The sequence below is a fragment of the Burkholderia sp. Bp9012 genome (assembly GCF_003853825.1).
Classification (GTDB): Bacteria; Pseudomonadota; Gammaproteobacteria; order Burkholderiales; family Burkholderiaceae; genus Burkholderia; species Burkholderia diffusa.
Genome location: NZ_QTQA01000003.1, coordinates 132265 through 153671 on the forward strand (window position 1 = coordinate 132265; position 21407 = coordinate 153671).

Below are 21407 nucleotides of genomic sequence, written 5' to 3' on the forward strand. Positions count from 1 at the left end.
AAGCCGGCCGCGTGCCGGGTCGGCCTCGCTTGCCTGAGCTGCAGCGGCCAGCGCGGTTTCGCTGCAGGCAATACCCGACCACGCCAGCGCGCCCGCGACTGCCGCCGCGCTAGCGCCAATCCGTATCGTTCGCATCACGTTCATCGTTCTTCCCGTAAGTGTCCGGATCCATTGCTGCAAGCTGCCGTGCGCTGGCCCGGATTGAATCGTCCCAGGAACCGTCACGTGCCCGGGACAGATTGGCTTCGAATGCAGCCCGGGCCTTTGTGTAGAACGGCTGCGCCTCTTTCCCGAGCGTCGAACGCCACGCATCGAGAGCGATTGCAGAGAGTCGGCGCGGCGGCGCGATCTGCTCGATCGCGACCGCAAACGCCAGATATGCGGCGCCGGCCTCCAGCGTTGCGGTGGTGGTCGTATCCTCGAAACCGTACGCCACACACGCGTCGAAGTGCTTCAGTGCCGCCTCGAGCGCCGCCTTCCGCCGCGGCAGGACCGCATCGAGCGGCAGTCGCAGCACGATCCGGCTTGCGCGCGCCGCATCGAGGCGGGCCAGTTCGAGCGTTGCCTTGGCCGCTTCGAAATGGGTGTGGCGATCGGCACGTGGACCTGCAGACGCATCGGCCTGGATGATCGATTCAAGCCACCGCCGCTGTCCCGACGCATCGTTCGCATCGGCAGAGAGCGCCGCAAGCCGTTCCCTTGCGTCGATCGAACGCGTGAGGTTCGAATCGTTCTGCGCGAGATACGCGGTGTACGCCGCAACGGTCGCGATCCGATCACCGGCCTTGTCTTGGCTGCGCGCGACAAACCAGCCGGCCTCCGCTCGCACGTCCGCCGCTTCGCTTCGTCGGGCGGCGATCCGGGCGTAGGGGCCGATCGCCGCGCGGTACTGGTGATCGTTGAAGTACGCGTCCGCGAGCAGCTTGTCTGTATCAGCCGTGAGTCGGCTCGAAGCATACCGCTCGCGAAACGATCCAAGCACGCGCACGACCGACGGCCAGTCCTTTAGTGCCGCGTATGCATGCGCGGCGTCGTAGTTGGCCTGCGCCACGATGCCTGCGCCAGGCGCGACAATGCCGACCTGCTCGAAGCGCGCGGCCGCCGCCTTCAGGTCACCGCCGGCCCGTGCGGTCTCGCCCTGGCGATAGACCGACAGCGCGAGCTGCTCGACGATCGCCGGCCGCCCTTCAGCGGGCGCGCCGGAGAGCAGCGACGCATACGCGCTCTGCGCAGCCAGATAGTCGTGCCGCGCAAACTGCGCATCCGCGACGACCGCCCAGGCCTGGGCGCGAAGCGACGCATCCAGCGACCCCGTGCGCGGATCGGTCAGTGGCATCGCCAGTTCAATCGCGCGCGTATCTTCGCCCAGGCCGTGCAGATCCTGGGCGGCACGCACGAGCACCGCATCGCGTTGCGGATGCCGCGGAAACCGCAACGCCAGCGCAACGCTCGCGGCGACCGATTTCAGTAGTGCGTCACGATGCGCGTCGCCGGTCGCACGATCCGCGAGCACGCGATCGGTCTGCACCTCGGCGAGCGCCGCCCCACTGGCGATGTCGTCCACCGGATAGTCGTATGCGACGCGGTGATAGCGTACGGCTGCGTCCTCGGGCTTGCCACCGTCGAGCAACGCGTCGGCAAGCGACAGTTCGATCGTGTGCTTGTTCGGGTCGTCGGGAAAGTCGGCCAGCAGCTTCTCGTACATCGCCGCCGCCACCGCGAACGCGGCGTCGCGTTCCGCCCTGCGATCGGCCGGGATCGCCTGCACGCTCGCGTGCCGATAATGCGCGAGTTCGACCAGTTGGTCATGCACGTCGGCGAGTACCTCCGGCGAAGGGGGGTTGCCTTTCCAGTAAGTCGCGCCAGGCTCGAAGAGCATGACGAACCGGGCCTTCGCATCCGCCGCCTGATGGGTAAATCCGCCGCGCGCGAGCGCCGCAATCTGCTGCTTCCCGAAGCGAGGCGCGAGCGGATGATCCGGATGCGACGCGACGAACGCCGCATCGATCGCGGCCGCGTCGCCATAGCGTTGCCGGTCGAGCAGACGCTGCGACACGCTTGCATATAGCAGTGCGTCGAAACGCGGCCGATATCTCGCTGCGTCGAAATATGTGCCGACCGGATCACTGCCGCCGAGCGCGATGAACGACAAATCGGCCAGCCGTAGCGCATCCGAGGCCATTTCGGTATGCGACGACTCGACGCCATTCAACGCGGTCAACGGATCGGCGACGTCGCCGGGCGGCAGGGCCTTGTCAAGAATCGACAGTGCAAGTGGGAGCGCATCACGATACTTGCCGAGCTGATAATCGGACCACGCCAGCATGTACTCGGCGGGTAGCACATAGGTCTTGCCGCCCTCGACGAGCGCAACCGGATACAGTTTCGCCGCGTCGGCATAGCGCGACTGCGAATAGCGGATCTGGGCCGCACGAAACGCCGAATCGGCGATCAGCGACGAACGCGGGTACGTAGTGACGAGTGTCGTCAGCGCCGCCGCACATGCGTCGTCGTCGCCGAGCAGCTGATACATATGCGCAAGCCGGTACAGCGTGGTGTCGTTTTCGGGATCACCCGGCAATGACACCAGCAGCGCGCGGTATACCTCCGCCGCCTTGCCGATTTCGTCGTGCGCGAGATCAAGCCGACGGGCGGCCAGCTGCACGTGCAGCGCGGCTATCCGGTTCATCACGTCGTAACGTGTCGCGCGATCAGTTTTCAGTTTAAGAAGCGCATCGTAGTTGTCGATCGAACTGCGTTCGTCGGTCGAAAGCGCAGCCGAGCGGTTCATTTGCAGAATCGTCGGCGTCCGGACGACGAGCCATCCGTTGCGCGCCAGGCCGTTGTTTTCGACGATCGAGCCGATCGTTGCCGGAGGATTGGCGGCTGCATTCACGGTCGTGGCGAACACGGCGATCGGCGCAAGCACGGCCGCCGCCGTCTGCGAGATCTTCATCGTGACCCTCCGCGTTCCGGTTGATATTCACGCGCGAGCGCATAACGAGCTTCGGCCAGATAGATTTGCGTGCTGTCGTCGAGTGCGCGGATCTGCGCGGAGAGCGCGTTCTCCAGCCGTGTGCGAGCACCGACATCGCCCGACTGCAGCGCCACGACCGCGAGCATCGTCGACGGATCGTCGAGTACGTCGCGCCAGTAGAACGCGTCGGGTGGCACGCCGTCTTCACGCAGCCACCATTTCGCTTCCGGCAGCGGGGCAAACCACGGATCGCCGCCGACATCGCCGCGCGCGGCGCAGGCGACAATTCGATCGATACTGCCGTCCGTCTCGCTACGTTTCAATGCGGCATCGATACGCTCCAGCATTGCGATCGTGCGGACCCGATAGTCAAGCGCATCATCGGACGCGCCGATGTGATCCAGTACATACGGAATCGCGACCATGCCCTCCTGCACCGCTGGGTCCACCGGGTTGCGGCCGATCAGTTCCTGCCACGGAATCAGCGAATGCCTCAATGCAACCAGTCGCGGCCCGGTCGCGACGCTGCGAAACGTGTCGAAGAGGCCGAGCCTTTTCGCGACGATCGCCGCAGCCTGCCGGCGCCTCTTCGGGTCGCTGACAGCCGGGAAGACGTAACTCCATCCGATGCCGAGCAACGCGGCATTCGTCGCCGCGCCGGGCGTAGTGACACGGGCAAATGCGTTGCGGGCTTCGCCCAGATTCAGGGTGGCCAGTTCACGATAGCCTCGGCGGATCAGCAGCCGGTCGCGCAGCGCACGCCCGATCGGATCGTCCCCGCCAGGGAGCGCGACATCGTGTCCGGCCGGCGACGCGCCCGATGCAGGCACTGCGTTGGCGGCCTGCACGGTTTCGTCGAATATCTGTTCCGACAGCCCGTCTCCCGTTTCCGTGCCTGCCGGGATGTTCGTCGTCGCGGGAGCCGCAGACGGCAAGGCGCGGGCGTCCGGATCCGTTGCAGCGCGTGCCGCATCGGAATCGAACCAGAATACCGCCAGCGCCTGAACAGCAATACCGACGGCAACCGCCGCGCGAATCTTCCAGCGGATTGATGAAATCGGCCGGTCTCCGAGCGAACTGCCACCCGTGTGTGCCCGCGTGGTCATGCGAACTCTCCCGCTCCGGCCGCGCCGCGATCGAGCAGGTACCCCGGCGCTACATGCGACAGCGTCGCACCGACCAGCATTGCACGCGGATTCGCATGCAGCTTGTCCATCAGAGGCCACCTGCAGCCGGCGGGCTCGTTGCATACGGACGGTCCACCCGATTCACAGCGCCCGTGCGTACAGACGCCATTCAGGAAATCGGACGTGGGCACGGTCGGTACCGGAATCACGGTGCCGCATCGCGAGCCTGCGGGTAAATCGGGTTTTGATGCAGAGACGCACAAATGTGTGGCCTGGTCAGACGTCGCGATGCGCGCGGTCCATTTCCAAATATTCGGTATGCCCAGCCCTATGGCATTCGAGCCCGTCGCCGACCCGATATGCGACGCGACCGCCACGAATCCGAGCATCGCGCCGGCCCTGCCGATGATTCTCCCGATTTTGCTCATCACATCCCCGTCGCATCGAAAAGGAATATCCGTGCATTGCTTCGTTTCTGCTAAAGCCTTGCGCCCGCAAGCAAATATGCAATCGTCGTGCCAGTTCATGAATACGCGTAACTGACCACGGCGGCATTGAAAATGCGTGGGTGAATCGACGAAATAGATCATGAACTTCATCAATTTCCCCCGTCGCTGCGCGATATTCGGCGCAGATTCTAAAAATCACTAAATTCACCTGGAATTGCAACGCACATCCTTTGTGCGAGTACCGGTTGTTCGCCACCGCAACAGGTATTTAATGCACCACTTTGATGGCGGAAGTTGGAAAAAGCGGCTCGCGTCGATCGTTGCTGCCGATCTCGGCGAGCCAAATCACTTCGCGTGGTAAAACTTCGTCACAGATCGAGCACCAGGGTCCCGGTAATCGAACGCGAACAGCACGGTGTGAACTGATCGTTCGCCGCACGCTCTCGGTTCGTGAAATAGCAGTCGCGATGGTCCGGAATGCCGTCGAGAACGCGTGTCACACAAGTCCCGCAGACCCCCTCTTCGCACGACGTCGGAATATGCACGCCGTTGTCAGCCAGAACATGCGTGACCGGAACGCCGGCCGGCACCGTGAACACCTCACCGGTGCTGGCAAGCTGCACGAGAAACGAGCCGTCTTTCGACGTATCGACCGGCAGCGCGGAGAAATATTCCGAATGCACTCGGGTGGCGTCCCAGCCGAGCTTCATCGCGGTGTCACGCACCAGCGCAATGAATCCGCTTGGGCCGCACACGTATACGTGTGTATCGTGCTGCGGGCGGCCAAGCACCGATACGATGTCGATGCGCTGGGTCGGCTCGCCGTCGTCGAAGTGATAGTGCACACTGCTCGCAAACGGCGACGCCGCGATCCGATCGACGAACGCCGCCCGCTCTTTCGAGCGGGCACAATAGTGCAGCTCGAAATCCGCATTGATCTGCGCAAGGCGTTCGGCCATGCACAGTATTGGCGTGACGCCGATCCCGCCAGCGAACAGGATCGACCGATTCGCCGGCTCAAGCGGAAAGTGGTTGCGCGGCTCGCTGATCGGAATCAAGTCGCCGATCGAAACGTCGTCGTGCAGTGTCGACGATCCGCCGCGCGACGCCGGATCGCGCAACACGCCGATCACGTAGCGGTGCCGCTCGTGCGGCGCATTGCACAACGAATACTGCCGTGTGATTCCCGGCGTGACGTGCACGTCGATATGGGAGCCGGCGGAGAACGGCGGCAATGGCTTGCCGTCGGCCTCCTCCAGTTCGATGCTCAGGATGTCGCACGCCTCCCGAGTCTTTCCGACTACTCTCGCGAGTATGTGATTCATGACTTCGCTCTCCTTCTGTCAACCATTGCGCTCTCGCACAGGCAGTCGCTTGCGATTGCTCCGCCAGACGATCCAGATACCGCTGACCGCCAGCACCACCGCACCGGCGCCCACCAGATCGATCACGTATTCGCCCGCATGACCGAAGACGCGGCCGCTATGCAAGTCGATCAGGATCTGTTCGAGCGGCACGCTCGGGCGTGCAAAGGCCGCGACCTGATTCCTCTGCATCGCATCCAGCGCACCGGGTTCCGACCAGACCGTTCCCGGTCCCGCGTAGGGCTTCCACGAAAGCCCGGCGTCGGCGCTCGAATACGTGCTGTCGCCGCCGATCACCACGCCTTGGCCATCGGCCGTCGTCCCGATTCGGCGGATCGCCTGCATCGGCAGCGAACTGCCCGACAACTGGTCGACCAGCTTGCCGCCGGTCGTCGCAATCGTCAGTTGCGATGCGCTCGCGATATAGAACAGCCGTTCATCTCCGCGGCCTGCGACCACGAAGCCGACCGGGCGGCCGGACGTGACGTCCAGTGCCGCGCCGTCGATCACGAGCCTGCCGTCGGCTACCGCGAGCCAGTGCCCGGCGGCGCGATAGCCCTGTGACGCCGGTTCCGGATGAAGCCCGTAGAGCGACATCAGCCACGGCCAGTCGATTCGCTTCGCATCGAATCCCCACGACGGGCTTTGGTTCAGCATGATTCCGCTGATACCGAGCCAGATCATGAAAACGGCCGCGCCGATCCCGATGCGCCGGTGCCACTCGCGCAACAGCATCGACAGGTTCTTCTGCGGGCGCCGAAACAGCACTTTGTTGCCGCCCGTCGCACGCCAAGGCAACTTGACCCGAAGCGTGGCCCAGGTACCGCTCAGTGAGGTCTTTCTCATATCGGTGTCGTCCGGTCGATCGCTGCGGCTGGGTCCGTTATTGGGCAACGGAATCGAGCGTCAACGCTGCGCGTGCGAGCCGCGTCATCATCTGCACCGACAACGTGGCACCAGAAATCCCGTCGATCTGCCGGTCGAGTTGCGAGCCTGCCAGCTTCGCGCCGACGAACTGCTTCGTGAATGTCGGCTCCGCGACCTGATCGCCTCGCGATTCGCGGTAGATCAGCACGCGGGCCGCCTGGATCGCGCCGTTTCGCACGATGAATCCTGTCGTGGTCGGCACATATCCCTCCTTGCCGATGTCCTCGAGAACCCACGCGCTCGTCGCGCCCGATTTCCAGTAGCGCAGACGCTGTTGCGGATATTGCTTGCCGAACGTCTGCACCAGCTTTCCCTGCACGTCGGCAGACAGCTCCAGCGCCTTCGGTGCCGGCGGCGCGGAACCGAACGCCTCCGCGAGAAACGCGTTGGTCGTTTCCTTGACGTCGTCGATGGCATACGAAAGCGTGGGTAACATTCCCGCCATCAGGATCGCCGCGGCGATTCTTCTCATCGGAAAGCGCGAACGTCGACGATCTGAACGACGGCTGGACTCGACTGGGCTTTGCATGATCTACGTCTCCTTACAAGTAAAACAACGGACAAAATCAACGCGTGACAATCACGCGCTCGAACGGCGCAAGCGCAGCGATAAGCTGATTGCAGGTGTGATAGGCGATGTCGTTGCGTTCGCAGGCGTTATATGCCGCCTCGACGACTGCGTTGAACTTCGTCAGATTGATGCCCAGATCCGAGTGCGCCGCACTCATGCTCGCGCCCGAGTACTTGACCGGGCCACCGATGACCATTTGCTCTAGTTCGGTGTTCAGCGCGATCTGACGCGGCACATTGCCGGATTGCTTGAATACGAAATTGATGCGGTTGTCGAGCATGATGTAGTGGAACAGCGACTCGACCCAGTTGTGCACGCCGGGCTCACCGCCGAACTCCTTCAGTGTGTCGGCCGGTATGCCGGGGTATGTCTGCGTCTTGCCGACCTGTGCGGAAGCTGCATTGCTGATCGTGATGGCGGACACGGCGAGCGCGGTCGCGGCAAGCGCTTTTCTGAATGTCATGATGACCTCTCGTAGGGAAGGATGAGCGTCGGGCAGGCAGCCGTTGCGGCGTGCGTCCGATACGCGAAATGCGGCGACAATCAGAAACTCGCCTGGACCGATGCGTAGAAACCGTTCTGGTGCGGGGTCAGCGTGATCTGACCGAGCATCGCGTACGCAAGCGTGATCGATAGGTTCTTGTTGGGGAAGAACGCGACGAACACATCCTTCCAGTCGCTTTCGCTCTGCGTCAGCGTGGTACCGAGACTGCCACCGAGCAGGTTGGTGAGGCCGGTCAGGTTCAGCCCGGCAAGGTTGACGCTCTGGCCGGTCAGGTTATTGCCGTGCTTCTGGTATTCGGCACCGATCGCCGTACCCTTGTTCAACAGATAGGCAACCGACACTTCCGGCCGGATCGTCTTCTTGTCTCCGTTCGGTCCGCCAAAGCCGACGAGGCCTGTCTGATTCGCGGCCGAGTAGCGCAGTGTCACGTTCACGAGCGTCGACAGCGGGAAAAATATCTTCGTCATCGCGAGGTACGCTTCCCAGTCGCTCGCCTTGGCCGCGCCCAGCGTCTTGATCAGCGTCGGGTTGTTGTTGCGCTTGTAGAACGCGCCCAGCGCGACCTGCGGAATCAGGTTGTCGGAGTCGTAGATCGCTTCGCCGAACAGCCGCACCTTCATGCCGAACACGTTCATTCCGATCGTCGTGTTCCACGGCTTGATGCCCGTGTTGAGGCCGAGTACCCCGTCGGTCACAAGGCCGACCGTATCGAATGTGCTGCCGGTCGGCAGCGAATCGTTCGCGTACGACAGCTCCACACGATCCCACAAGCCGACGGCCGCGCCGACCGAGTGCAAGGTGTAGTTCGGCAGGTTTACATACGTGTAGTGAACGTCACCGTTGATTCCGTCACGGGTCTCGTAGCCGGTAATCGTTGCCCACGGGGTGATGCCGCCGCCGCCGGCGCCGTCCACCATGCTGACACCGCCGGTCGCCAGCACCTTGCCCGTATTGAAATCGAACCAGCCTGCGTGCGCGATCTCGCACGACAACAGGCCGGCGGCAACGATCAGACCATGTACGACAGTTAGAACGCGTGGTGTGGACTTCTTCATTGTGGTTGCCTCTCGCAGTGTGGAAACGGATATCCATTCGTTTGATTGCCGAATGTCTTCTTGCAATCATCATGCCAAGTGTCATGTTCAATACCACTTTGACACCTTAAATAACCTTCCAGCCCTTTGCAGCAGTACGTCCACCTTGAATTCAATGTGTCAAATCCGATGCCACTTTCATAAATATCGATCTGGAAGCGCATTACGAAAGGCCCGTCACACTCACCTCAAAGTGGTGCGGTACATGCCTCTTTTGTGGTGAATGTTTTCCGACATGCACATTTAGTGTGCCTCGTTACCTGCGCGATCAGGGCACTCCCATCGATGCATCGAAACGGAATTTCGACCGGTGAATTCGCGCGCATCGGGCGTCTTCAGATAGATGCATACGCAACTTCAATGATCGGGCATGGCAATTGCATGGAGGTGTGCGGGGTTCTGACGCACAGCGTCGCCTGTTTCATTACAAACAGGCCGCAACGAACTGGATTGCGGCCGACTGCAACCGCCCCCTGGCCAGAGCGGTACACGTGTCAATACATAGAACGGGAGAACATCAACGATGAATACGCCTGGCTCGCCTGATGAGAATCCGCCATGCGAACGACGATTCGGTCGCACGCGGTGGCCTGCTGCCGCGCCCGGCATGCCCGCCGCCCCCGCATCGTCGACGATGCACGCGCGGAGCGTCCGGCTTACTGGTCACCTGGATTGGGACATGGGAAAAACACAACGCATAATTGCCGGCGCGATTGCGATGCTCGGCTGCATCGCCGGTAACGCGAATGCTCAGGCAGTGACTGGCGCGATTCCGTCGACGCCTTTCGATAGCCGACCTTACGTGTCGTTCTGGGGTTCTTACGACGTCTCCGATCACCTGCGCAACACCGGGCACGGTTATGGTGGCGGGCTCGCAGTAGGCAAGCCTTTCAACAGCGGCATCGAAGTCGAGATCCTCGGCAGCTTTCTGCATTTCGGCAGCAAGGGTGCGACGCCTGGCACCGGAGGCCTGCTCGGCGCGCTGGGCCTGGGCGGCAATCCGGGGACGCCGGCCGGCTCCGCGCAGAACATTGCCGTCGCGGGTGTCGGCGCGAACCTCTATTTCGTCGGCGACGACGCGACGTCGCTGCATGGCTTCTACGCGCACGGCGACATGACTTACGGCAAGGTCGCAGCATTCGATCTCGGCGCCGGGTACTCGATTCCGCTAGCATCGATCGGGCCACTATCCGACCTGAGCCTGCGCTTCGAGGCGCTGTATCACAAGCAAGGTCACTACGACGAGCCGGTCTTCAACGTCGGTCTACGCATACCGATCGGCAAGCGCCCCGAGGCACCGCTCCCGCCCCCGCCGCCTCCGCCGCCCCCTGCGCCGGAAGTCGACGTGACGCCCGTGCCTGCCCCGCCTCCGCCGTGCCAGGCGATCGCGGACGGCCATGGCATGACGCTTGACGGATGCAAGCGTGGTGACGTGATCGTGCTGCGCGGAGTGAACTTCGATTACGACAAGGCGACGTTGACGGTCAATGCGAAAGCGCTGCTGGATCAGGTCGCCAGCGCGCTGCACAAGCGTCCCGACATCATGGCCGAGATCGACGGACATACCGACGGCATCGGCTCGGTGCCATACAACCAGCGACTCTCCGAGCGCCGTGCCCAATCCGTGAAGACCTACCTCGTTTCGCATGGAATCGCAGCGCATCGGTTGAACACGCGCGGCTTCGGCAAGTCGAGGCCGATCGCCGACAACGCCACACCGGAAGGTCGCGAACTGAACCGCCGTGTCGAGCTGAAGGTGATCGATTCGAATGGCGAGAAGGTAATCGTAAGACCGCCGATGGGTGCGATGCCGGACGGGGGCGTCACGCCGCCGCTACTCGGCACGCCTGCGGCAGCCGCCGCACCGGCCAGCGCCGGCGTCGCGATCTCGGGCTACGCGTTCGGGCCAACCGAATTGACGATATCGAAGGGCGGTACGGTTACGTGGACGAACAACGACAATCCCGCGCACACCATCAGTTTTTCAGACGGCGATAGCGGTGCGATCCGCCATGGCTCCACCTATTCGCGCACGTTCGACAAGTCCGGCACCTACGAGTATCACTGCTCGATCCACCCCGGGATGACCGGAAAGATCGTCGTCCAGTAAGCCGCTGCAGGGCCACTTTGGCCCTGCCATTTCCGTCTACGGAGGTTCCAGATGCAAAACCTTTGGCATTCACTGAAGAGCGGCAACTGGCGTGCGCTGCTCGCATGTTTCCTGTATTTCGACACCGGCTTCACGGTCTGGGTGATCTACGGCCCGCTCGCGCCATTCATCGGCAAGTCGCTGCTCATGACACCCGCCGAGCAGGGATTCCTGGTTGCGGTGCCGGTGTTGTCGGCCGCGATTCTGCGCGTTGCGTTCGGCAACCTCTATCAGGCGATCGACGGCCGCCGTATCGCGCTCGCCGGCATCATACTATCCTCGCTGCCGGCGCTGATCCTGCCGCTCACCATGACGCCGTCGTATACCACATTGTTGTTGCTCGGCGTGTTCCTCGGTGTCGGCGGTGCAAGCTTCGCCATCGCGCTGCCGATGGCAGGCGCAAACTACCCGCCCCGGATGCAGGGCCTCGTGCTCGGGCTTGCCGCAGCCGGCAATATCGGCGCGGTGCTCGACGGCTTTCTGTTCCCCGGGCTCGCTCAGTCGTTCGGCTGGCGCAACGCAATGTTTGCCGCCGTACCGCTGCTTGCGGTCGCCGCAATCGCGATTCTCTTCTGGGCCGTCGATCCGGCGCCGAAGCAGGATCGCGCCAGGCCGGCGATGATAGGCTTCGTCGCAACAATTGCCGGCCTCCTCGCGCTCGTCTATGCGGTCCATGCCGGAGCATTCGGCACCGGGCGCGCCGGCGTGCTGCTGGTACCGGCACTGGGCGCAATGCTCGCGGTGTTGCTGTTGCCGCGCTCGCACCGTGCGGTGCTCGGCGAACGCGATACCTGGGTCGTAATGCTCGTCTACAGCATCACGTTCGGCGGCTATGTCGGAATGTCATCGTACGTGAGCACGTTGCTGACGACCGCATACGGCACGAGCAAGATCACCGCCGGCATGCTGATGGCGCTGTTCGCATTGGTTGGCGCACTGCTTCGGCCGTTCGGAGGCGGCCTCGCCGATCGCGTCAGCGGCGTGCGTGCGCTGACCGCGCTGCTCGCGATCATCTCACTATGCGACCTCACGTTCTGGTTTGCGCAGCCGGGCTATGGCACGACGATCGGGCTGATGATCGTGTTGTACGCATCGTTCGGTCTTGGCAACGGCGCCACGTTTCAGCTGGTTCCGCACCGCTGGAAGGGCCGCACAGGCCTGATGTCCGGCGTAGTCGGCGCGGCGGGCGGGATTGGGGGATTCTATTTGCCGGTGATCATGGGAATCGCGAAGGAATCCACTGGCACGTATCAGGCTGGGTTCGGGATCTTCGGTGCAATCGCCGCATTCGCGCTCGTCCTTGTCATCGTGCTGCGTCGTCAATGGCTCGGCTGGTCGATGCCGTCACCTCTGCCGATCAAGAGTTGACGGCCGGCCATTCGCGACCTTGCGCCACTCTGTCGAGCGGCAATGTGCCGCGCTCCGCATCCATATCGAATGCGGAGCGTGGCCGTTTCGGCAATGTGGTCGCCAATCAGACGACATCGATCGTGATGCCGTCGGCAAACACCAGTCGGCGCGCCAGTTCGCGCGTAACGACGACCTTGCCGTCGTCCAGCACGGCCATCACCTGGTCGAAGCCGAGCCGTGCGGCCAGCGAATGCCAGCCATTCGCGCCGGCCACGTAGAGCGCAGCGCCCTCCGCGTCCGCGCGCGTCGCGTCTCGATCCACGACTGTCAGCGAGCGGAGCCCACGCACGGGTCGGCCGATCAGCGGATCGAGCACGTGTGCATATCGTTCGCCCTGGTATTCAAAGAAGCGTTGATCGTCGCCGTGCGTGACGACCGCTTCGCTCTCGACGTCCAGCGCGGCAAGCAGTTGTTGCTGGCCGGCGTGGCCGCGCGGATCGCGGATGCCGACACGCCAGCGACGTTCGCCGCGCCGGCCGCGCACCGCGAGGTTGCCGCCGGCATCGATCATCGTGTGGCGGAAGCCGCGCGTCGAAAGAAGATCGAGACAGTGGTCGACAATGAATCCCTTTCCGATGCCGCCGAAATCCCACGCAACGCCCGGCGCCGGCCCATAGTTGCCACCACCGTCGTAATGCGGTGCATCCGCGATCGCCTGCAGGAGTCGACCGATTTCGTCCCGAGCCGGCGGCTGGCTACCGGGCGCGTCAACGTCGTGAAACCCCCAGAGACGCACCAATTCACCGATTCGCGGCTCGTAACGACCATCGGTGGACTGACGATGACGCCAGGCAAGCGCGAACAGCTCAAGCATGTCGTGTGGAATCGTGATCGCTCGTCCCGCGGCAAGCTCGCGGTTCAGTGCAGCGAGGCGACCGTCGCCCCATGCCCAGAAATCCCTACCGAAGGCCAACATCGCGGTGCGGACATCGTCGACCGCGCTTCTCGCGATCGGTACGTCGCGATCGTCACCGACGACCGTCACGCCGATTTGCGTGCCCATCGCGGGAAACCGGATATTGGCCAGTACTGCAACTGCATCGTCGTCATTCACTCATTGGCTCCTGTCGCACATATCGTGCAACTTAGGAGCATTTTTCATACCACTTTATGCGGCGACGAGCGGGATACCGAGCAGGCGGCCGAGCTTCGGTTTTTTCGACAGTACGTCCGACAACGTGTAGTTGTCGAGCGTGGCGAGAAAGTTGTCCAGTGCTTCGCGCAACGCGCCTTTCAGGATGCAGGCGGAATCGATCCGGCAAAGCGGATTGGTGCGATCAAGGCATTCGACGAGAAAAAAATCCGGCTCTGTCGCTCTGACCACTTCGCCGATCGTGATCTTCTCCGCCTTGCGCAGCAAACGGACACCGCCGCCGCTGCCGCGCACCGTCTCGATGAAGCCTTCTGCTGCAAGTGCTTGCGCCACCTTCACCAGATGATGCTTGGAGATGCCGTAAGAATCGGCGATGTCCTTGATCTTGCAGAGCTCGTCGCTACTGGTTCCAAGGTAAACCAGCAAACGCAGCGCATAGTCGGCGTGCACGGTCAGTCGCATGGGGTCCTCGCATTGAATAGACCTGGTCGATATTACTTTGAAGCCTTGAGACAAGCACACTTACAGTGCATTTCAGCCACCTTCGCACTTTAAGAGGTATTTAATGCACTACTTTATAGAGGGCAGAATAATAATTCTACATCCATACATTCCCGTATGCATGTGAAATTCCCGGCCTCGATCAGATACGGCGCGGCTCCCAACCGGGAGTGCGTGCGGACGCGCCCGACTCGGCTTTCGTTGGCATATGTCTTGCGGATAGTGATGGCCTTCCGAAGGCGAGTCTGACAAGCGAAAAGCCCGTCCCCGATTGTGCGGGCAGACCGCTCGCGAAGTTGCGCGACCAACCACCGAAGTGCGCAAGTCACTTGGAGTCCATCGTGAATCAAAGTACATATCGATCGCTTTACCACCGGACCCGTGCCGGCCTCCACACAACCGCGCTGCTGACGAGCCTCCTGCTTGCGGGCTGCGGCTCAGACGGCACATCGTCGCCATCTTCAACTCCATCGAGCGGCACCGCATCGGTCGTCGGATCAACTGTTGGCGGCGTCGTGTCGACGGCCGGCAATGTCGTCAGCGGCCTCGGTTCGAGCGTCTCGTCGTTGACCGTTCCCGGCGTACCGTCCGGCGTCACCAATGGCGCCGGACAGACCGTGTCCGGCGTCGGTGCCGTGGTGAGCGCGACCGGCAGTACGTTGTCCAACGGCTTGTCGTCATCGAAGCCGGTCAGCACAACAGTCGCCGGGCTCGGGCCAGTCGTCACGGATTTATCGAAGCCGATCGGCGGCGTTGCAACCGTGGTTGGCTCGCTCGGTAGCGGCCAACTCGCACCGCTTGCGGTCGTCACGACACCCGTCGCCGGCGTGGTGACGACCGTCGGCAGTATCGTCAGCACCGCCGGTGGTGTTGCATCGCCGCTGCTTGCTTCCGGACCGATCCAGACGATCACCTCGACGGTCGACACGACGCTCGCCCCAGTGCTGTCGCTCGGTGGCGTCGGCGGGACGAGCGGCCTGCTCAGCCCAGTTACGTCCGTCCTGGGCGGCCCCGGCACGAGCCTGCTGAGCCCTGTCACCTCGATCCTCGGCGGCTCCGGCTCGGGCTTGCTGAATCCTGTTACCTCTGTCCTCGGAGGTTCCGGCACGAGCCTGCTGAGCCCCGTTACCTCGATCATCGGCGGCTCCGGCACCGGTTCGCCGCTCGGCCCCGTTACTTCGCTGCTGGGCGGCTCGGGATCGCTGCTCGCACCAGTCACGTCATTGCTTGGCGGTCTTGCGTCGGCCACCAGATAAGCGTGAGTTGCGCCGGTCCGGCAGGCAGGCGGCGGCCGATGATGCGCGTCGGGCGCGACACGACGGTTGCCGATCCGGACCGCGCAACGAAACCAGGCTCGTCGACGTAACGATCACGAATTGGCATCTCGGGTCGCATCAACGCATCATCTTTCTGTCGATTCGGATGACTGTTGACGCATGCCGCGGGAGACGGCGCCACGTCTACAGATCCAGCACCAGAAGATCGGTCACGGCGCGAGAGCAGCAAGGTGTGAAGAGTGCGTTCATCGCCCTCTCGCGTGACGTCAAATAGAAGTCGCGATGTTCAACTGTCCCCTCGAGTATCTTCGTCGTGCAGGTGCCGCAAACTCCATCGCCGCACGATGTTGGAATTCTGACGTCGTGCCGCGCCAGAGCCGCGCAGACCGACAGGTCAGCCGGCACCCGGTACACGTGACCGGTGCTTGCGATCTTCACGTCGAATTCGCGGTTGCGCAACCGTTCGGTATTGTCCTGCGAGAAATGCTCCGGGTGGACGTGCGATACGTTCCAGCCCGCGGCGGCCGCGGCCTGCACGACATGTGCGGTAAAATGCGCGGGGCCGCACGCATACGCGTGCTTGTCGCCGTCGGGCATTCCGAGTGCCGATGTGGCGTCGAACCAGGGCCCGTCGCCATCATTGCCGAAATACGTCCGAACCGACTGCGCGTAAGCAGCCGCGCGAAGGAACGGCAGAAACGGGGCATGCCGCACAGAGCGTGCGCAATAATGAATCTCGAAGCTCGTGTCGCGGCGAGCAAGTGTCGCGACCATACTCAGCACGGGTGCAATGCCAATCCCGTACGCAAACAGTAACGTCCGCTTCGCATCGACGAGCCGCACCGTGTTCAGCGGCTCGCTGATCAGGATAGTGTCGCCGACCTCGGTCTGCTCGCACAACGTGGCGGACCCGCCGCGCGAGGTGCGCGCGCGCTGCACAGCAATCATGTAACGATCCCCGTCGCCGGGCGCGTTGCACAACGAGTACGCTCGCGCAAGGCCGGGACGAATCGTTATGTTGATGTGTGCACCCGCATCGAATGTGGGCAGCGCGAATGCGTTGGTCGCTTCGAGTTCGAGCCGGACGACATCGTCCGTCTCGCGCGTCTTTGCGGCGACTCTGACAGGAATCGTTCGCATACGATGATTTCGTTGAAGAGTGCATGCTTCCGTTACGCCCCAGCCCGGAAACCGCCAGAGCGCCGCCCCTTTTTTACGTCAGCGACCGATCTGGCATCGCGCAGGATCACGATACGCTCGATCGATCGATACTTGGCTGCGTTCATTGTCGAGGTCCCCTCGCCTTTCGAATGCCTCCTCCTTCACACCATAAACGACCAAATAGCTGAGGCCAATCGAGAGCGAAAAAAAGCAGCGCTCCCTGACCTGCCCCGGTTTTAATCCGGACTGCAGTTAGAGTCCGAGGTTAAAAAACTGCTGCTTTGCATCGCGCGCCTGTGCGAACTGGATGCCCCCAGAAATTTGGCGGGTGAAACTTAGTTCCAGAGACTTGAGGGCACGCATCGTCGGATAAATGAAAGCCTCGTCGGGTGCCGGCATGACGCTTGCGCCCGCCCTCAGTATCTTTCTCCATGCGCGGCCGGCGCCGATAATGCGTACGGCAGCGGCCGACGACACCGCACCGAGGCAAGGAGGCTCCCCGCATGACGACGCTGTTCAAGCCGGGCGACCACGTCCGCTGGAATTCCGAAGCCGGTTACGTGACCGGCACGATCATCGCGATCCACACGCAGGATTTCGACTACAAGGGCCATCGCCACCGTGCGTCGCCCGACGATCCGCAATACGAGATCAAGAGCGATCGTACCGACCACATCGCCGCGCATCGCGGGCGCGTGCTCGAACGCATTGCCGACAAGGACGACACGTGACGCTCCCGTTCTACACGATCGGCCATTCGAACCGCACGCTCGACGCGTTCGTCGGGATGCTCGACGCGGTCGATATCGCGCTGCTGGCCGATATCCGGAAGATGACGCGTTCGCGCACCAATCCGCAGTTCAACGAAGCAACGCTCCCCGCCGCACTGGCCGCGGTCGACATCACGTACGAGCACATCGCGGCACTCGGCGGACTACGCGGCAAGTCGCGCGGCGTGCCCGACGAGGTCAACGGCTTCTGGACGAACCGCAGCTTCCATCGCTACGCCGACTACGCGCTGTCGCTCGAGTTTCGAACGGGCCTCGACCGGCTGATCGCGCAAGGGCACCGGCAGCGCTGCGCGATCATGTGTTCGGAAGCCGTGTGGTGGCGCTGTCATCGGCGCATCGTGTCCGATTACCTGATTGCGCGCGGCGAAACGGTGCTGCACATCATGGGCCCGAATCGCGTGGAGCCCGCGCGCCTCACGGCCGGCGCGGCGATCCGGGACGACGGGACGATCGTCTATCCGGACGTCGAAGGCGACGCGCCAGCAGACGAAGCTGGCGCGCGGCCGACCGCGTGACGCGTCACCGATCGTGCGCGTGATGCCGTGACGGCATGAAAGCGTGAAGGTGCGCAGACCCGATGCAACGCCCACGTCGATCGACCGTGCCCGCTGCGCACCCGATACGCTGCACGCTCACCCCGCTTTGCGCCGCCGCGATCCTGCATTACCATCGTGCGTCCACCGCGCGTACGCGCGCGCCCCGCCACCTCTGCACTCCCGCACCGATGCTCGCCCTCATCATCATCGCCGGCCTGTGGGCCGGCCTGCAGAACGCCCTCGCGGGCGGCGGCTCGTTCGTCACGCTGCCCGCGCTGATCGTGTCGGGGATGTCGCCGCTCGCGGCGAACATCACGTCGACGGTCGCGCTGTTCCCCGGCCAGGTCACGACGGGCTGGGCGAGCCGGAACATGGTGCGCGGCGCGGGCAAGCTGTCGTTTCGCGCGCTGTTCGCGATCAGCGTGGTCGGCGGCGCGCTCGGCGGCCTGCTGCTGCTGAAAACCCCGTCGTCGATCTTCTCGCACCTCGTGCCGTGGCTCGTGCTGTTCGCGACGGTCGTGTTCGCGTGGGGCAGCTTCTTCCGCAGGCCCGGCGCCGGCACGCAGCATCTCGGCCCCGTCACCGCCGCGATCTCGCAATTCCTGATCGCGATCTACGGCGGCTACTTCGGCGGCGGCATCGGGTTCCTGATGATGGCCGCGCTGACGATGGCCGGCCTGTCGCCGCGTCACGCGATGTCGACGAAGAATGCGCTCGCTGGCGTGATGAACGCGTCGGCGGTCGTGCTGTTCGTGACCTCGCCGCACCTGCACTGGCGCGAGGCCATCGCGCTCGGCGGCGGCGCGATCGTCGGCGGCCTGCTCGGTGCGTGGGCGCTGCACCGCGTGAACGAGCGCGTGCTGCGGATCGCGATCGTCTGCATCGGCGCCGCGCTGACCGTCGGGCTGTTCGTCAAACCGATCTGACGCACACGCGCCGAGCGCGCGGATGGCACGCACGCCGTCGGTCGCGACGGATTCGCAATCAATGGGCAAGCGGCCGTGCGCCGAGCGCTGGCGGAGTCACGCGCCCGCCTCGATGTCGCGGGCGCTTGCGACGACTTGCGCGCCGAGCGCTTCGATCCTTGCAGGCGGGTGCGTTCAGCCGAACGGCCGCACGCCGATCAGCGGGCCGTGCAGGAACAGCGCGAAGACGGCCCATACGACGAGCCCGGCGACGATCGTCACGGCATCGCCCGACAGCCTGCCCGCCGGATAGCGGACGCCGTCGAGGCGATCGCGGGCGCGCCACACGACGAAATCGACCAGCGACCACACGAAGAATGCGCCGAACAGCACGACCGCGTGCAGCGTGCCGTTCGCGAGCAGGTGCGCGATCGCCCACACCATCACGCCGGCCACCATCGGATGGCCGACGAGCGTCTTGATGCGGTTGCGCGGCACGTAGGACGCGGCGATCAGCACGAACGCGATCGCGGTCAGCATGCCGGTGAGATGGCGAATGCCGACGGGCGACACCCACAGCAGCGTCCCGCCCTGGCGCGCAATCCCGTAACCCCAGACGATCAGCACGAAGCCGACGATCGACACGATCGCATAGGGGCCCTTCCAGCGTTTCTCGCCGATCCGCTCGATGGTCGCGGATCGCCAGCCGTCCGCGACGATCCGAATCGAATGCACACCGAGGAAGATCGCTAAACCGAGAATCAGGACGAGCATCGGCTATCTCCGTCTGGAACGATGAGTTGGGAATCATTCGCGCGGCTTTCGATGCGCCGTTCGCGAGGCCGGCAGCGAGACCGGCTCGGGTTGCGCCGGGCATGGACGCAATCGCGCCGATCATAAACGCCGGGGCCGCCGTTGTGAAGCAGCCGGAACATGCGGTGCGTCAAACCCGGCGCTTGCGTGCACACGCGGTGGATCGAAAGCAAGGAAAGGAAATGCGCCGCCGTACGCTCGGCGCTAGGTGCGCTTGCGTGTCGCTTCCGGTGTCGGCGCCGGCTTCGACTTCGGCCGTGCCTTGCGCTTCGGCGCCCCGGCCAGCAGCGCCGCGCGATACGCGCCGCGACACCAGTCGAACAGCGCGCCCGTGTCCTCGAGCACGTCGGCCGGCGTTTCGTAATAGCCCTCGAGTGCAACGGTGCGCGTGGGACGCTCATACGAGAACGGCCCCATCCCCGCCGCGACGAACGCGGGACGGTTCACGTCGTCGACGCGCAGGAACAGCGACCCGCGCGACATGAAGCCGAACATCACGCCGTCGAGCCGCATCGCGGCACCGCTGAAGAACCGCACGACCTGTACGTTGCCGAGCGGCGCGAGCCGACACGCGATCTCCTCGCCGTGCGCCTTCTCCGATTGCCAGCTCATGCGAGCCCCGTGCAGCGCTGCGTCCACACGTCGAGTTCCGCGTCGTCGAAGCCCACGGCCGCCGCGCTCTCGCGGATCTGCCGCCACGTCGCACGATCGACCGGAATGCCGTCCGCGCCGCGCGCGGCGCGGCTCGCCTCCTCCGGCTCGCCGGGCATCCGCACCGGCGCGTCGCCCGCCCGCGGCGACGCCTTCGCCCATTCGACGAACGCATCGGCTTCGCGCTCCGCATCGGCCGCGTCGAACGCGTTCGGATCGATCAGCACCGACAGCATCCCGTTGACGATCGCGCTCGTCTTCTGCAGCGTGCCGCCGTAGGTCGTATGCCCGCCGACCAGCGCGCCGCCGAAGATCTCGCACATCGCCGCCAGCGCATAACCCTTGTGCAGTCCGAACGGCAGTAGCGAGCCGAACGGCTGCTCGTGCATGACTGCCGGATCGTCGGTCGGCCGGCCGCGATGATCGATCAGCGACCCGGCCGGCACGCGCTTGCGCTGGTTGTATGCCACCCGCGTCTTGCCATACGCGATCGCGCTCGTCGCGAAATCGAGCAGCAGCGGCGGCCGGCCCGCGCGCGGATACGCGGCGCAGAACGGATTCGTGCCGAAACGCGGATCGGTGCCGTGCAGCGGCGCGACGAGCAGGTCGCCCGGCACGTTGACGAAATGGAACGACACGAGCCCCGAGCGCGCGCACTGCTCGGCCCAGTGCCCGATGCGGCCGAGGTGATGGACGTCGCGCAGCCCGATCGCGCAGATGCCCATGCGTCGCGCGCGATCGATCCCTTCGACCATCGCCTCGAACGCGATCACCTGGCCGAAGCCGCGCCCGCCGTCGATCGTCAGCACCGCGCCGCCGTCGCGAACGATCGACGCGTGCCCGTTCAATTGCAGCTGCCCTTCCCGCCACGACGCCACGTAGTTCTGGATCATCCCGATCCCGTGCGAATCGTGCCCCGCCAGATTCGCGCCGACCAGGTGATCGGCAACGAGCCGCGCCTCGCGCTCGCTGCTGCCGGCCCGCTCCCAGAGTGCCGCGACGAATGCATGCAGCGGTTCGGCGCGCATGCTCAGCGGGTCGGTATCGGAAGTCGGCAGCGCGGTCATCGGCAAGGCTCCGTGAGGTCGGGGTGAATCCGGTCGAAT

Annotated in this window: 20 protein-coding genes; 6 read left to right on the forward strand and 14 right to left on the reverse strand. The window is 64.0% G+C overall.

Annotated features, from left to right (window positions below):
- Positions 1-109: 109 nt before the first annotated feature.
- The 8 genes from DIE11_RS36210 to DIE11_RS04815 form a co-directional block, all read right to left on the reverse strand.
- Positions 110-2956: a tetratricopeptide repeat protein gene (locus DIE11_RS36210; protein WP_185633721.1), complete on the reverse strand. Its 2847-nt coding sequence runs from the start codon at positions 2954-2956 to the stop codon at positions 110-112.
- Positions 2953-4083, reverse strand: coding sequence for a hypothetical protein (locus DIE11_RS04785; protein ID WP_124621878.1), 1131 nt, complete (start codon positions 4081-4083; stop codon positions 2953-2955). Before DIE11_RS04785 ends, DIE11_RS36210 begins: the two co-directional genes overlap by 4 nt.
- The gene (locus tag DIE11_RS04790; RefSeq protein WP_124621880.1) at positions 4080-4703 is read right to left on the reverse strand and encodes a hypothetical protein; all 624 of its coding nucleotides are present in this window, start codon (positions 4701-4703) and stop codon (positions 4080-4082) included. Before DIE11_RS04790 ends, DIE11_RS04785 begins: the two co-directional genes overlap by 4 nt.
- A 218-nt stretch (positions 4704-4921) precedes the next feature.
- Positions 4922-5878 (reverse strand): PDR/VanB family oxidoreductase, encoded by a 957-nt coding sequence (locus tag DIE11_RS04795; RefSeq protein WP_124621882.1) that lies wholly within the window; start codon positions 5876-5878, stop codon positions 4922-4924.
- Positions 5879-5896: 18 nt separating this feature from the next.
- Positions 5897-6763: a PepSY domain-containing protein gene (locus tag DIE11_RS04800; protein ID WP_124621884.1), complete on the reverse strand. Its 867-nt coding sequence runs from the start codon at positions 6761-6763 to the stop codon at positions 5897-5899.
- Positions 6764-6800: 37 nt separating this feature from the next.
- Positions 6801-7316, reverse strand: a complete 516-nt coding sequence (locus DIE11_RS04805; RefSeq protein WP_185633722.1) for an FMN-binding protein — start codon at positions 7314-7316, stop codon at positions 6801-6803.
- Positions 7317-7410: 94 nt separating this feature from the next.
- Positions 7411-7878 carry a group 1 truncated hemoglobin gene (locus tag DIE11_RS04810; RefSeq protein ID WP_124621887.1) on the reverse strand — a complete coding sequence of 156 codons (468 nt, stop codon included), beginning with the start codon at positions 7876-7878 and terminating at the stop codon, positions 7411-7413.
- An 80-nt stretch (positions 7879-7958) separates the two neighbouring features.
- Positions 7959-8975, reverse strand: a complete 1017-nt coding sequence (locus DIE11_RS04815) for a DUF3034 family protein (RefSeq protein WP_124621889.1) — start codon at positions 8973-8975, stop codon at positions 7959-7961.
- A gap of 718 nt (positions 8976-9693) precedes the next feature.
- Here DIE11_RS04815 and DIE11_RS04820 point away from each other — a divergent pair.
- Positions 9694-11124 carry an OmpA family protein gene (locus DIE11_RS04820; RefSeq protein WP_185633723.1) on the forward strand — a complete coding sequence of 477 codons (1431 nt, stop codon included), beginning with the start codon at positions 9694-9696 and terminating at the stop codon, positions 11122-11124.
- Between the two features lie 51 nt (positions 11125-11175).
- Positions 11176-12531, forward strand: coding sequence for an MFS transporter (locus DIE11_RS04825; RefSeq protein ID WP_124621893.1), 1356 nt, complete (start codon positions 11176-11178; stop codon positions 12529-12531).
- A 106-nt stretch (positions 12532-12637) separates the two neighbouring features.
- Here DIE11_RS04825 and DIE11_RS04830 read toward each other — a convergent pair whose 3' ends face one another.
- Both DIE11_RS04830 and DIE11_RS04835 read right to left on the reverse strand, forming a co-directional pair.
- Complete coding sequence (locus DIE11_RS04830; protein WP_221622447.1) at positions 12638-13627, reverse strand: FAD:protein FMN transferase; 990 nt, start codon at positions 13625-13627, stop codon at positions 12638-12640.
- A gap of 54 nt (positions 13628-13681) precedes the next feature.
- Positions 13682-14128 (reverse strand): Rrf2 family transcriptional regulator, encoded by a 447-nt coding sequence (locus tag DIE11_RS04835; protein WP_124621895.1) that lies wholly within the window; start codon positions 14126-14128, stop codon positions 13682-13684.
- Between the two features lie 368 nt (positions 14129-14496).
- Here DIE11_RS04835 and DIE11_RS04840 point away from each other — a divergent pair, with 368 nt between their 5' ends.
- A complete protein-coding gene (locus DIE11_RS04840) occupies positions 14497-15423 on the forward strand; it encodes a collagen-like triple helix repeat-containing protein (protein WP_185633724.1) in 927 nt (308 codons plus the stop codon).
- Between the two features lie 204 nt (positions 15424-15627).
- Here DIE11_RS04840 and DIE11_RS04845 read toward each other — a convergent pair whose 3' ends face one another.
- Positions 15628-16584: a PDR/VanB family oxidoreductase gene (locus tag DIE11_RS04845; protein WP_124621899.1), complete on the reverse strand. Its 957-nt coding sequence runs from the start codon at positions 16582-16584 to the stop codon at positions 15628-15630.
- A gap of 524 nt (positions 16585-17108) precedes the next feature.
- Here DIE11_RS04845 and DIE11_RS04850 point away from each other — a divergent pair.
- The 3 genes from DIE11_RS04850 (at position 17109) to DIE11_RS04860 (ending at position 18858) form a co-directional block, all read left to right on the forward strand.
- Positions 17109-17336, forward strand: a complete 228-nt coding sequence (locus DIE11_RS04850) for a DUF2945 domain-containing protein (RefSeq protein WP_059600140.1) — start codon at positions 17109-17111, stop codon at positions 17334-17336.
- Positions 17333-17911, forward strand: a complete 579-nt coding sequence (locus DIE11_RS04855) for a DUF488 family protein (RefSeq protein ID WP_124621901.1) — start codon at positions 17333-17335, stop codon at positions 17909-17911. Before DIE11_RS04850 ends, DIE11_RS04855 begins: the two co-directional genes overlap by 4 nt.
- A 209-nt stretch (positions 17912-18120) precedes the next feature.
- Positions 18121-18858, forward strand: coding sequence for a sulfite exporter TauE/SafE family protein (locus DIE11_RS04860; RefSeq protein WP_124621903.1), 738 nt, complete (start codon positions 18121-18123; stop codon positions 18856-18858).
- Between the two features lie 174 nt (positions 18859-19032).
- Here DIE11_RS04860 and DIE11_RS04865 read toward each other — a convergent pair whose 3' ends face one another.
- The 3 genes from DIE11_RS04865 to DIE11_RS04875 all read right to left on the reverse strand — a co-directional run bounded on the left by DIE11_RS04865 (position 19033) and on the right by DIE11_RS04875 (position 21368).
- On the reverse strand, positions 19033-19611 hold the full coding sequence (locus DIE11_RS04865; protein ID WP_124621905.1) for an NnrU family protein: 579 nt from the start codon (positions 19609-19611) through the stop codon (positions 19033-19035).
- Positions 19612-19854: 243 nt separating this feature from the next.
- Complete coding sequence (locus DIE11_RS04870; RefSeq protein WP_124621907.1) at positions 19855-20262, reverse strand: TfoX/Sxy family protein; 408 nt, start codon at positions 20260-20262, stop codon at positions 19855-19857.
- Positions 20259-21368 carry a malate/lactate/ureidoglycolate dehydrogenase gene (locus DIE11_RS04875; protein ID WP_124621909.1) on the reverse strand — a complete coding sequence of 370 codons (1110 nt, stop codon included), beginning with the start codon at positions 21366-21368 and terminating at the stop codon, positions 20259-20261. Before DIE11_RS04875 ends, DIE11_RS04870 begins: the two co-directional genes overlap by 4 nt.
- Positions 21369-21407: the final 39 nt, after the last annotated feature.

Coding starts and splice junctions, on each gene's coding strand:
- DIE11_RS36210 (WP_185633721.1), bottom strand. CDS start 2,956: ATGAAGATCTCGCAGACGGCGGCGGCCGTGCTTGCGCCGATCGCCGTG.
- DIE11_RS04785 (WP_124621878.1), bottom strand. CDS start 4,083: ATGACCACGCGGGCACACACGGGTGGCAGTTCGCTCGGAGACCGGCCG.
- DIE11_RS04790 (WP_124621880.1), bottom strand. CDS start 4,703: ATGAAGTTCATGATCTATTTCGTCGATTCACCCACGCATTTTCAATGC.
- DIE11_RS04795 (WP_124621882.1), bottom strand. CDS start 5,878: ATGAATCACATACTCGCGAGAGTAGTCGGAAAGACTCGGGAGGCGTGC.
- DIE11_RS04800 (WP_124621884.1), bottom strand. CDS start 6,763: ATGAGAAAGACCTCACTGAGCGGTACCTGGGCCACGCTTCGGGTCAAG.
- DIE11_RS04805 (WP_185633722.1), bottom strand. CDS start 7,316: ATGAGAAGAATCGCCGCGGCGATCCTGATGGCGGGAATGTTACCCACG.
- DIE11_RS04810 (WP_124621887.1), bottom strand. CDS start 7,878: ATGACATTCAGAAAAGCGCTTGCCGCGACCGCGCTCGCCGTGTCCGCC.
- DIE11_RS04815 (WP_124621889.1), bottom strand. CDS start 8,975: ATGAAGAAGTCCACACCACGCGTTCTAACTGTCGTACATGGTCTGATC.
- DIE11_RS04820 (WP_185633723.1), top strand. CDS start 9,694: ATGGGAAAAACACAACGCATAATTGCCGGCGCGATTGCGATGCTCGGC.
- DIE11_RS04825 (WP_124621893.1), top strand. CDS start 11,176: ATGCAAAACCTTTGGCATTCACTGAAGAGCGGCAACTGGCGTGCGCTG.
- DIE11_RS04835 (WP_124621895.1), bottom strand. CDS start 14,128: ATGCGACTGACCGTGCACGCCGACTATGCGCTGCGTTTGCTGGTTTAC.
- DIE11_RS04845 (WP_124621899.1), bottom strand. CDS start 16,584: ATGCGAACGATTCCTGTCAGAGTCGCCGCAAAGACGCGCGAGACGGAC.
- DIE11_RS04850 (WP_059600140.1), top strand. CDS start 17,109: ATGACGACGCTGTTCAAGCCGGGCGACCACGTCCGCTGGAATTCCGAA.
- DIE11_RS04860 (WP_124621903.1), top strand. CDS start 18,121: ATGCTCGCCCTCATCATCATCGCCGGCCTGTGGGCCGGCCTGCAGAAC.
- DIE11_RS04865 (WP_124621905.1), bottom strand. CDS start 19,611: ATGCTCGTCCTGATTCTCGGTTTAGCGATCTTCCTCGGTGTGCATTCG.
- DIE11_RS04870 (WP_124621907.1), bottom strand. CDS start 20,262: ATGAGCTGGCAATCGGAGAAGGCGCACGGCGAGGAGATCGCGTGTCGG.
- DIE11_RS04875 (WP_124621909.1), bottom strand. CDS start 21,368: ATGACCGCGCTGCCGACTTCCGATACCGACCCGCTGAGCATGCGCGCC.